The following is a 12,126-nucleotide window of genomic DNA, read 5'->3' on the forward strand; positions in this document are numbered from 1 at the left end:
ACTCGCCCGGTGGTGCGCAAGCCCCGGGCTCCTGGAGGCCGTTCTTCTGCGCAGAAGAACGGAGTAGTAAACTAATAAAGTTGTTAATTACCTGGTAAAACAGGTTTTCAGCAGCACGATTCAACTCTCTCCAACAGCATGCCTTATAAAGCATCTGTCTCCTCGCTTCTCACTCCGGTGCAATTCAAATCCCCCTTTCAGCGAACTATGCCCCGATTTTGAAAAAGCAGATCAGATAGTAACTTGTAAAAGTCATAAATCTGATACCGTGATTCATTACAAATGTACAAAAGATAAAATGACCCGAGGGGCAACACCAAAATTATGTATATAGGACTAAAATAAGATGGAATAGAAAATAGATATCGTAATCCGCTTATATAAGCCGGAATGTGATTTTTTGGGGTAACTGATTTGCTGCCAAGGGCATAAAAAAAATCTTCCGGAGGGAAGATTTTTACGGTTTAGCCACAATTAGCGCCGGGCCAGCATGTTGGCCGGCTGGGGCGGTTTGGTCAGGGTAGCCCCCACTTTTACCTGATGGCGGCGTAGCTTGCGTTTCCAGAGGCGCCATTCCAGTTGCTCTGTACGCCGGGTAATGGGGTTAGGAAGATGCTGCTGGGCCGAGCAGCTGGTACAGGCATGGCGGTGCTCATCCTGCCGGCCGGACACCGGAGCGCTGTAATTCTGATTGTTGTAGCCCACCACGTTATGGTCGATGCTATGCCGGTTGAAAACCGAGGAGTCCATATTGTAATGATTAAAGATGGCCAGCCCGGCAAACGTAGAAGGCAGATAGCGCCCATCGGGCAGATGGGCGCTGTGCACCACCCGGTTCTGGAAGAAGCGGATATCGTGGCCGGCTGCTATGCTCATGCCTGCATTGCAGGTGTTTATCACCTGGTTACTGTAGGCCTGCACGTACGCGGTGGTGGTTTCGGCAGTGGCACCTTGGCCATCCATCATAATGCCCGAGCCGGAATACTGCGGGCTGGTGGCCGGGTAGGGGTAAGCACCCTGAATGTAGTTGTTATGCAGTTGAATTGGCTTTTCCGGGGTGCCCGAGGAGTTAAAGAAATTGATGTTGTCTTCCACCAGGGAGCTGTCGGGCTCATTTATCACTTGGTTCCATGCTATTTCGATGCCGGGCACGCGCCACACCTTATCCAGACTCAGCCAGCTGGCGCGGGTGCGGCCGCCATTCCAGTAACGACCATCAATATTGCGGGAGCGGTTGTAGCGCACGGTCAGGGTTTCTTCTGGGGTGCCTTCCCCGCTCCAGCGCAGCACATAAATACCGGTGGTCTGCTCCATGGTGCAGTGTTCAATGCGCAGCATACGGGCGCCTTCGGCCACCAAAAACCGGCCCCGGGCGGTTTCCGGAATCTGGGGCAGCACGCCCCGCCCGTAGCAATTTTCTACCGTGAGCCAGGCGCCAGGCGCGGCTTCAATCAGGTGGCCGCTGCCTTTCAGGTAGCTGTTGCGCAACAGTACCGGCTCACGGGTAAGAATCCGCACGCAGGGCCGGCTGGCATCGGTACTGATAAAAGTGCCGCTGTAGGTGCCGCCCTGGCGAATCACCAGCGGTCCGTTTGGGCCCTCCGATAGAAATGCCTGGGAAGACTCCATGGTGAGGCAGGCACCTGTGAGCACAAAGGCCAGAAGACGGAGCATAAGCATCGGCAGAAGATTTAGGTATCCAGAAAAACCTCGAATGCAGGCAGTGCTACCGGTTGTTCGGCACTGTGCAGATGTAGCAGCGGGACCTGGCCATAAAAAGAAGCCCAAAGGGAGTAGGAGCTGGGCGGGCCCAGGATATAGTCGCAGCCGGCCAGGGCGTATAGGTCTTCCACGAAGTGCCCGGTGGGGCGGTGTACCGTTAATCCGGCAAAATCAGTGGGGTCAACTTCCTCATTGGAGCAGAGCAGAAAGGCCACGCGCTGCTGTGTGGGCAGCTGGTCGCGCAGCTGGCGCATGGCGCGGGCGTAGGTAGCATTGGTGTAGTAGAAGGCACCCCCGGCATAGTGGGCGTAGTCGCCGCGGCGCAGGTGCACGCCCACCACCACATCAGCCGTTTGGCGCACCTGTTCCAGCAGGTTGGCTACGGCGAGGCGGTGGGGCGCAATGGGCGCAAACAGCTGGCGCAGGCGCGGGGCCTGCCGCACAAAATGGCGCTTATCCCGAAAAAGCCAGCCGTGGGCCAGCACAATGCTACTGCTGCGGGCCTGCGCCAGGTATTCCGGCTGGTTCAGGTCGAAGCAGGTGTCATCCTTATCAGCAGAATGCACCAGCGTGAGCCGGCTGCCGGGCACCAGCCGCGCCGCGCTGCCCAGTAGCCGGAATGCCCGGGGGTGCTGCAGCAGGCCAAATACTTTATCCAGCTGGGCGCGCTGCCTGCCAAACGGATGCAGGGAAACCGGCAGGCCGCCAAACTCCCCGCTGGCCGTGGCTTCAAAGTATGGCGCGTACGCCCCAAAGCTGGGGTTGCACAACTCGTAGCCGTACTCCGCCGCATTGCTGATAAAATGGGCGAACAGAAACAGGCGGTTGCCGAGCTGTCCGGTACGTTTCACGAGAATAACCATAGCAAGGAAAATCAGCAGCGCTTCTACAATTTCAAGCAGCTATAAAGTAGCTCAGCTCAACAGCTCAGGCCAGTTTATGCGGTAGAAAATACCCGCCCAGCCGCCGCAGATACCCGTTCAGTAAAAACAGCGGCAACAGCAGGGGTGGACAATTTTTTAGGGCAAAGTGGGTGAAATTCAATAAGTTGCCGCCGCCCCGAATGCCGAACAGATGCTGGTAGTAGCCGCGCAGGCTGCGCCGCCGCCGGGTTTGCTGCTGGCCGCTTTCCTCGGGGTAGGTCAGCAGGTGGGCGTCATAGTTGATGTAGACTGGAAACCCCCGCCGGCGCGCCACACTGGTGTAGTCATAGTCGGCGAGGTAGTGGGGCAGGCGGCGCTCATCAAAGAGGCCAATGGTACGCAGCACTTCCCCCGGAATCAGCAGGCCCCGGCCTGGCAGGTAGGTAACCGGGTGCAGGCCCTGGCGCTCCTCGGCGGGCAGCTGCTGCAGCAGAAAGGCACTGCGGTGCGTGAGCCAGCTAAACCGCTCCCCCCCATAAATAGGCTGCCGGGTTGAGGCGTCCAGCTCCAGGGCGCCCAGCACCGCGTGGGGCTGCCGGCGGGCCCAGAGCAGCATGTTCTCCAGAAAAGCAGGCGTTGCCACCACATCATTGTTCAGGGTGAGAACGTGGGTAGCACCGTAGCCCAAGGCCTGCCGGATGCCCATATTCACGCCGGCCGTCCAGAATAGCTCGCCGTTGCCGCGCAGCACTTCTACCTCCGGAAATTCCCGCCCCAGCGCCTCAGCGGTGCCATCGGTAGAGCCATCATCTACCACAAGCACGCGGAAGTGCTGGTAGGTTTGCTGGCGGAGCGAGCTTAAGCAGGCCTGCGTAAACGCCCAGCGGTTGAAAACCGGAATAATAACGTAGAGCATGGGTCCAGGGAGAAGCTACGGTACAGAAAATGGGATAGGGCGGTAGACGGTTAAACCCGGCGAAGCGGCTACGTGGCAGGTACGGAGTAGCTGGCCGCTGGCAGGCCCTCGGTAGCGGCGCGTCGCCGAAGCCGCCACTGGTCCGGCCACCGAATAAGCCGGGCGAGGCGGGCCAGCACCCGGCCCGTCAGAAACCGCCGGAACTGGCGCTCATCGCGGGCATAGTTGCCCAGCACGGGCGTGGGGTGCTGCAGCGGGAAGGAGAGGCGGTAGCGCGTGTGCCCGGCCACATGGTGGGTGGCACTGACGGTATGCGTGGCATCGGGCCCGGAACCAATATTCTGCACCAGGTTTACCGCCGGGATAATAGCCAGGCCGGAATTGGCCGCTACCGTGAAGTGCCACTGATAATCCCAGGTATGGGGCGGGTAGGCTTGCCGGCGCATGGCTTCAAACTTCTGCAGCCAGTAATACCGCTGTAGCCGCGAAGGATACATGCTGCTGAGCAACCCACGCCGGCGCAGCTCGGGCAGCTGGGCATACTCAAAGTCATACAGCTGCCAGGCGCGCCGCCACGTAGCCCAGCCCCAGGAATGCACTTGGCTGGAAAAGGAGTAGGAATCGGTGGGGGCGGTATGCTCCCGGGCTTCCTGGAATAAGTTGTTGCCGCCAATGTGCATCACCCGCGTATCGTGGCGGTAGCGGGTCAGCAGTTCCTGGCAGAAAGGGAAAAAGTCAGGGCCGGCCACGCAGTCATCTTCCAGAATAATGCCTTCGGGCTCGTGCTCAAAAAACCAGTTGATGGCCGTGGATACGCCCCGGCTGCAGCCCAGATTGGCGGGCTGAAATAAGGTTTGCAGCTGGCAGGGCCAGTCTATTCCCTCCGTAACCACGGCGCGGGTTTGCGCGCACAGCTCCGCCTCCAGGGGCCGGCTGGCACGGGGGCCGTCGGCGGCCAGGTACAGGCGGGGCGGCCGCGCCGCCCGAATGGCCTCAAAGGACTGGCAGGTAAGCGCAGGCCGGTTGAAGACCACGAACAGAACGGCCGGCCCCCGATCAGCTGTGGAGCAGGACAGAGGGGATGGAGCCATGAGCGAGCTGGGGTTGCTGGGAAACAGAACGTGCAGGAGCGGGCGCGGGGGCCGGTGCGGTATCGGCTACGGTAGCGGCGGCCAGCGCCAGGCCCAGCAACCCCAGATAGTAATCGGGCCAGTTATAGGATACCCCGTAAACCAGCGCGCCGCAGGCATACGCCACCAGAGTCACGGCCTCCAGGGTCATAGGCTCGGGCTGGCGCAGTCGTTTAATAACCAGGTAAATAGGTGGGCCCACGGCCAACAGCAAGCCCAGCAGCCCAAAGTAGAAAAGCCGGTCTACATAGAAGCTGTGAAAGTGGTGTCCGGTACCGTTTATCCATACCGCTTCTCCGGTATTGCTATGGTAAAACTGTATTGGCAGCTCAAAACCCTTGAGCCGCATGCCGGCAATGGGGTACTCCTGTAGGAAGGGGATATAGGCTTCAAACTGATTCAGGCGAAAGTTGCCCGTGCCCTGCTTATCCGGGTTGCGGATGTCCGCTATGTTTTGTTCGAACTTCTTCTGTACTGCTTCGTCATTTAGTACAATAGCCAGCCCGCCCAATGCCACCACCAGCACCGGCAGTACCAGCATGGGCACCAGCCGTTTAAATGTTGGCCGCACAGAGACAGTGCGCATCAGGAGGAGCAGGTCGATGACCAGCACAATACCGGTAGTGACCCAAACCGTTCGGTGCTGTAAAAATACAATCAGACTCAGGGTACCAAAAAAGGCCACTAATGCCAGCAGAGAGCCATTTTTGAAATAAGTGTTCAGGTAATACAGCAGCGGTAAAATGAGCAGGAAAGCAGACGCTGAGGATACCCCTCTTTCCTGTTCCAGAAAGCCCTCCATGGTGAAGGTTTCCGGGTGAAAAACAAGCAGGTTTAGCAGCAGAACCAGCGGAATGCTCCCAATCAGCAGCTTTAAGTTAGGTAGACCCCAACGCAGGTAATAAGCATACACGCCAAAAACCAGCAGAAAATCAGTGAGCTTACTGAATACGTGCAGGTACACAAACCAGCGCCCCCAACCCCCATACGACTCCAGCGCCAGCAGGAACAGACTCAGCAGCGTGAGGCCAAACCACCAGCCCATGGCCCCGGTGAGGTAGCGTAGATTACGCACCGTAATCCACATGGTAATGCCCAATAAGGCAAAAGCATAATACCGTAGCAGAGGGTCCCCTTCCCACGAGACTAAGAACTCCGTGTAGATTCTGCTCATGAACAGAACGCCAAACAGGTACAGGCCGCGGGGAATCCCAAATCTGATTTTCATGCGCGGGAGGTCAGCTAATGGTGTGATAAATGTCTATCGTACGCCGTACAATGGTTTCTCTGTCGTGCCGGTGGGCAGCCACCAGGCGGCTTTCCTGCCGCAGCATATGGGCCAGCTCCGGGCTGTGATACAGCCGCAGCACCTGGGCCGCCAGGCTGCGCGGGGCCAAGTCGCTGAGCAAGCCGGTTTTGTCGGGCTCTATCAGGTCGGGCACGCCGCCCACGTGGGTGGCTACCACCGGCAGCCCCAGCAGTTGGGCTTCGCAAACCGTATTGGGGCTGTTATCGATGTAAGAAGGGTGGAGCAGGCAAAAGGACTGGCGCATGAGGGCCGCCAGCTGTGCCGCATTGCAGAAGCCCACGCACTCCACCTCAGCGGCCGTGAAAGGCGCTATGCCTAACTTGCGGGCCTCCTGATTTACCTCTTCCAGCGTTACCCGGCCGGCCATCACCAGCTTCAGCGGACTTTGCTGCCGGATAAGCGCATAGGCGGCCACTACTTCCGTAAAGCCTTTCATGCGCTGGTTGCCGCCCGTAAACAGCACCTGCGGACGTACTTCAGTTGCCGGCTCTGGTTCGGGTTCATAAAACTCCGGGCGCATCATCTCCCAGTTATGATGGATACGGGCGCCGGGACTCAGCTTTGCCATAAGAGCTTTATCCCAGGCTGTGCGGCAGATGAACTCGTGCACCGTGGGCAGATAGCGGCGCTCATAGAACTCGCCAATCTTCCAGGAAAGGCCCAGCCGGGACCAGGTTTGGGGCAGGTAGCGCAGGTACTCGGTTATCACGCCCTGCACCGAGAGCACCACGGGCCGCTCCAGCCCGGGCACTACCGCCGGCAGCTGCCATTCGGAGCCATGCAGGTGCAGCACATCATACGCCTGATGATGCCGGCGCAGGTATTGGCGCGCCACATGTACCCGCTGGGTATACAGCGTAAGTAAATCCTGCCGGAAGGAGGGAGCCCGCAGGTAAATAAAGTGCATCCCATCTTTGTCAAACTCATCAATGGGCTTGCTCAGGCCGGGGTGCCAGTCGAGAATGGTAAGCTCTATTTCCGGCTGTTTTTGCAGGGCGGCGGCCAGGGCCGCTACCCACGGGGCCGGATGCCCCATGCCCGCACCAGGGTAAGGAAACTGCGCCATCCAGAGCACTTTCTGCCGGGGACGAGCCACCGCCCTGGCCGGCCCGGCTGCCCGGCTGGGCTGGGAAGCGGCAATGGGCGGAGAATAAGAAGTAGCAAACCCGGACATAAGCTTAAAAATGAAACCACAGAGTAGCTAAGGGAATGATATGCCCACCGACGCTAAGCCGGCAGCGAGGAGGGAGCCAGCTGCCGATGCAGCCAGACCAGAACCGGGCCCAGCACCGGCACCGCGCGGGTGTTCAGGTGGCCCAGCAGATAGGCCACCTCCGCCTGCAGCGCCGGTAGCGGCAACAGCAGAATAAGAGTGGGCAGGCTGATAGCCCCCGTGAGCAGCTCGGCGGCAAAAACCAGAGGCAGCGGCGCCATGGCCGCGCGCAGCCCACTGGCCACCAGGGCTATGGAAGCGGCTACGCCGGCACTCAGGAGCAAAGCCGGTACGTAGGCGCGCATCAGGGTGGTGAGCTCCACCGTTAGCACCCGGCGCATCAAAATCAGATAAAAGACCGTGCGCAGTGCCTCGCCCAGCAGCACAGCCAGCGCTATGCCCACCAGCCCAAAACCACGCAGCAGCACAAACAGCGCCAGCATGGCAGCAGCGTGCGTAAGGGTGAGCACCAGCTTGCGAACCAGGTGGGCCGTGGCATCACACACCGTCACGGCAAACATATTCATAGTGCTCAGGCTGTAGAGCAGGCAAATCACCCGGAAAATGGGCACGGCGTCCATCCACTGCGGGCCCAGCATCACGCGCACCAGCTCAGGGGCAGCCACGGCGGCGCCCAGGCAGATGGGCATGATGAGCACGCCCGTGAGGCTGAGGCTGCGCAGGTAGGCGCCGCGCAGGCGGGGCCGGTCGTGCTGCACCTGGCTGAAGGAGGGCAGGGCCACCCGCGTGACACTGGCGGTGAGGGTATAGGCCGGCAGGGCAATGAGCATGGCGGCGCGGCTGTAGAGACCCAGGGCCGCCCCGCCCCACAGGCGGCTGATGGCCATTTTATCCAGCTCGCCGGTCATGTACTCGCAAAAACTGGCCACCGACGACCAGCCGCCGTACTGCACCAGCGGCCGGTATACCTGCCAGCTAAACAGGGGCTTAACAGAATGCCGGGTAACGGCGTAGCCCAAAATCAACAGCAGCAGGCTCTGGCTTAGCTGCGTACCTACCAGGCTCCAGGCGCCGTAGCCCAGCCACGCCATGGTAATACCCACGCCCCCGTAGCTCAGCACAAACGTGCTGACTTCTATAAGGGCCAGCGTCCGAAAGCGCATCTGGCGGCGCAGCAAACTCACGGAGGTGGCATAAATGCCCATCAGCACCAGCCCCACCGAAAGTGCATGGATAATAGGCACTACGCCGGGCTGCGAGAAAGCCCGCCCGCCCAAAGGCGCCAGTAGCCACAGCAACCCGGCAAAAAACAAACCCAGGCCCACCGCCGAGGTAAAGGCGGCCCGTACATCGGCGGGGGTCAGGGTGGCTTTCTGAATGAGGGCCTGCTCCATCCCCATTTGGGCAAAGTAGCCGCCAAACCGCATGAAAATAGCGGCCAGTGCCACCACACCAAAATCGGCGGGGGTAAGCAGGCGAGCCATTACGGCGGTGTAGCCCACTTGCAGCACGGAGGTAGCCAGCGTGGCCATCGTGGTCCACTTCATGCCCTGTATGGCGGCTCCCGTCAGGCTGCCGGGGGCCGCAGGGGCCGGTGGTGGCGTGGTAGTGAGCTGGCTGGACATAGGGCAGGGAAAGAAGCGGGGAGTGATATCTGGGGGCGGGGCTTACTTAGTGCGAATACCCGTAGCTGTAGGCTTTGGTGCGGTGCCGGTACTCGTAGGTTTTGGCAAAGTGCACGTCGTTGATAATCAGGAACACGTTTTTGATCTTCTTCTCCAGGTGCAGGTCGTTGATCTGGCTGAGCAGGGAGAGGTCGGTGTAGTTCTGGCGTACCACGTAAATGTTGGCGTCCAGGAAGCGCATCAGCACAAAATACTCGGCCACGTAGCCTACCGGCGGGGTGTCCAGTACAATGTAGTCGTACTCGGCGCGCAGGCGTTCCAGCAGCTCAGCCATGCGCGGGGTTTCCAGCAGCTCGGTCGCATTGGGCGGGATAATGCCGCAGGTCATCACATCCAGGCGCTCCACGCCGGAAGGCCGCACGCTGTCCTCAAAGGTGGTCAGGCCGCTGAGGTAAGTGGCCAGGCCCTTATCGGAGGGCGGCACGGCGAAATAGGTGGCCATGGTGGGCTGGCGCAGGTCGGTTTCTACCAATATCACGCGGCGGCCGGAGTGGGCCAGCTCGGCGGCCAGGTTTACGGCGCAGAAGCTCTTGCCCTCGCCGGGCACCGAGGAAGTAACGCCAATCAGTTTTTTCTCCAGCCCCCCCGAGAGGTACTGCAGGTTAACCCGAATAGAGCGGAAAGACTCGGCCACCAGCCCTTTGGGCTCATGCACCATCTGTTGCTTATCGGCCTTGGAGGCGTGCGCCACCACGCCCAGCAGCGGAATATCCGTTACGCGGGCCAGGTCCTCCTTGCTCTGAATGCGCCGGTTTACTTTCTGCGTTATCAGCAGAATGCCAATGGGCACTATCAGACCGGAAAGCAGGGCAATGAGCCCCACAAACATAGGTTTGGGCGAGGAAGGCCCCGAGCCCTGCATCACGGCATGGTCTACAATTTTCTTGTCCGTAGAGTTGGTAGCCAGGGCAATGGCGGCCTCCGTGCGCTTCTCCAGCAGGAAGTTGTAGTTCTTATCGTTGAAGTCAGACTTGCTTTGCAGCATGGCCAGGCGCCGCTCATCCTCGGGCAGGCGGTTCAGGTCGCCGCGTACCTGGCTTACCTGGTTGTCCAGGTCGTTGAGGCCAATATCACTGGTGCGCAGTAAGTTAGAAAGGGTCTGGTTGAGGGCTTCGCGGGTCGTTTTCATGCGCTCATCCAGCACCGTTACCATGGGGTTATCGGCGCTGGCATTCACGCCCAGGGCGGCTTTCTGCGAGCTAAGGTCCGCCAGCTGCAGCACCATATTGTTTAGTACCGGATCAGAAATACCCATGCTGGCCGGCGACACCACCTGGTTGAGGCTGCGGTTGCTGCGCAGGTAGCTAAGCATGTTCTGATAATACTTGCGCTGGGTGGCTACGCGGGAGCGTTCCAGCTGCAGATTGGTGAGCTGCGAGACGCGGTTGGATGATTGCGCATCCACGTTCACCACGCCGCGGGAAGAGCGGAAGGCGCTGAGGTCCTGGGAGGCCTGCTGCCGCGAGGCGGCCATCTTGGCAATTTCCCCGTCCAGGAAATCCAGCGTGCGCTGGCCTACCCGGTTTTTGTCTTCTACCTCGTTGGCCAGCATCACGCTCATCAGAGTATCCAGAAACTGCTCTTCCTGTTTTGGTACCGGTCCAGAGGTCATCAGCTCAATAATATGCGAGTCGTGGTCGGTGGCGCGGGCCTTCAGGCGTCCCAGATGCTGCCCTACCAGGCTCATCACATCATTCAGGGTTATCAGATACTGGGCATTAGCTTCGGCGGGTACCCCTTCGTTGGAATCAATGCGGAGCGAGAGCAGCGGGTGCTTCAGCTCCGTGCCCGGGTGTATTGTTTCGTTGATATGGATATTGGTCAGGCGGCGAACCACAGCCCCGGTCTGCAGATTCTTCAGCTCGCCCTTATCGGCATCAGCGCGTACATGCAGGCGGCCATCCGGCAGCTTATCAATTAGAATAGGAACATTGGTCAGCTGGGGCGCATTGGGGGTAGGCGTTACCCGGAAGGGTGACTCCTCCATGGACTGCTGGCGCTTTTTCAGGGGGAAGGCCGCATTTACCCACGTGTTGGGCACCACATAGTAGGAGGTAGTGAAATGGGGCAGGCGCTTCATGGTCTGCTGTACCATAGCTACGGAGGTAACCATGCCTATCTCATCCTCCATCTTTACGCTCTTGTCCTTGATTTCCAGGAGCTTCAGCAGCTCCTGTGCCTGCTTGGAGCCGCTGGTCTGCGAGCCCAGCATCATGGTGGCCTTAAAGTCATATATCGGGGTTTTAACCTGCAGATACAGGAAGGCGCCCAGAAAAGCCACCAGCAAACACCCCGCTACCAGGGGCCACCGGGTGCGTATCCGAAATAATAGCTGATGGAGGTCAATTCCGTCGGAAGCTGCTTGTGGGTCCATGGGCAATAGAGCTAAAGAAGTGGGGTAAAATCAGAGTTTGCCTTATATCAAAGGTTTACATTCAGATAGTTAAGCAGAAGAGCTAAGGTGGTGATGCCCGAGAAAACCAGGCCCAGATTGGCCAGGTTGGCGCGCTCATTCTGCACCTTCAGCGGCTCCACGTACAGGGCATCGTTGGGAAGCATGTAGTAGTACCGCGACTTGAGCAGGTTGGGGTCGGTGAGGTTCAGCAGCACCACTTCCGAGCCGGCGGGCGTCTGCCGGATGAGCTTCACGTTTTTGCGGTTGGCCAGGCGGTTCAGGTCGCCGGCCAGGCCCAGGGCTTCCAGCACCGTGGCCTGCCCGTTATAGATGTAGTACCGCCCGGGGTTTCGCACGTCGCCCAGAATGGTAACCTTGAAGCTGGAGATTTTAACCAGCACGTTGGCATCCTTCACATAGCGGCTCACCTCCTTCTGTACCAGGCTTTGCACTTCGGTTACGGTAAGGCCCTGCACTTTCAGCGGGCCAATGGTGGGCAGGTTAATAAAGCCCTGGTCATTCACGGAATAGCCCGTCAGATACATATTGCCGGGGTCGGCGCTGAGAAAAGCATTGACGTTGGTGGGATTAAAGATGGAGCTGAGCACTGGCTGCGTGCTCTGCACCTGAATCGACATAATGTCGTTGGCCTGCACTTTATAAGTGGGCGGGGTATTATTGGTGGTGACCGGGGTAGCGGTGGAGTACTGCGTGTCCTGCAGGTAAGGAAGCTCCTTCTGGCTTACACAACTGGAGAAAATCACACTCATCAACAACACAAAATACCGGATGGAAGGTGAGAAACAGCGCATGACGACGGTGGTGGACAAGTGAGAAAGATCAGGACAGGCACTCCGGAAAAATGGAGGAGAAGACTAGTTTGTAGGAAGTTGATAAAAAACCAATGATAGAATAATTCTTTAAACCTATAG

Annotated in this window: 9 protein-coding genes; all 9 read right to left on the reverse strand. The window is 59.0% G+C overall.

All coding sequences use genetic code 11. The features are described 5' to 3' along the window. Positions 1-474: 474 nt before the first annotated feature. Entirely contained in the window at positions 475-1,674 is a 1,200-nt protein-coding gene (locus PK28_RS07710) for a hypothetical protein (protein ID WP_156126299.1), read from the reverse strand. 17 nt (positions 1,675-1,691) lie between these two features. Next, on the reverse strand, positions 1,692-2,573 hold the full coding sequence (locus tag PK28_RS07715) for an O-fucosyltransferase family protein (RefSeq protein WP_156126300.1): 882 nt from the start codon (positions 2,571-2,573) through the stop codon (positions 1,692-1,694). Positions 2,574-2,649: 76 nt separating this feature from the next. Further along, entirely contained in the window at positions 2,650-3,501 is an 852-nt protein-coding gene (locus PK28_RS07720) for a glycosyltransferase family 2 protein (protein WP_044513060.1), read from the reverse strand. 68 nt (positions 3,502-3,569) lie between these two features. Next, a complete protein-coding gene (locus tag PK28_RS07725) occupies positions 3,570-4,592 on the reverse strand; it encodes a hypothetical protein (protein ID WP_044513063.1) in 1,023 nt (340 codons plus the stop codon). Further along, on the reverse strand, positions 4,558-5,859 hold the full coding sequence (locus tag PK28_RS07730; protein ID WP_044513066.1) for an O-antigen ligase family protein: 1,302 nt from the start codon (positions 5,857-5,859) through the stop codon (positions 4,558-4,560). Before PK28_RS07730 ends, PK28_RS07725 begins: the two co-directional genes overlap by 35 nt. 10 nt (positions 5,860-5,869) lie before the next feature. Then, the gene (locus tag PK28_RS07735; RefSeq protein ID WP_044513070.1) at positions 5,870-7,114 is read right to left on the reverse strand and encodes a glycosyltransferase family 4 protein; all 1,245 of its coding nucleotides are present in this window, start codon (positions 7,112-7,114) and stop codon (positions 5,870-5,872) included. A gap of 53 nt (positions 7,115-7,167) precedes the next feature. Next, a complete protein-coding gene (locus PK28_RS07740) occupies positions 7,168-8,739 on the reverse strand; it encodes a lipopolysaccharide biosynthesis protein (protein ID WP_044513073.1) in 1,572 nt (523 codons plus the stop codon). 46 nt (positions 8,740-8,785) lie between these two features. Next, entirely contained in the window at positions 8,786-11,173 is a 2,388-nt protein-coding gene (locus PK28_RS07745) for an exopolysaccharide transport family protein (protein WP_071885128.1), read from the reverse strand. Between the two features lie 47 nt (positions 11,174-11,220). Further along, a complete protein-coding gene (locus PK28_RS07750) occupies positions 11,221-12,006 on the reverse strand; it encodes a polysaccharide biosynthesis/export family protein (protein ID WP_044513077.1) in 786 nt (261 codons plus the stop codon). Positions 12,007-12,126 lie beyond the last annotated feature (120 nt).

It is taken from the genome of Hymenobacter sp. DG25B (assembly GCF_000801315.1).
Taxonomy (GTDB): domain Bacteria; phylum Bacteroidota; class Bacteroidia; order Cytophagales; family Hymenobacteraceae; genus Hymenobacter.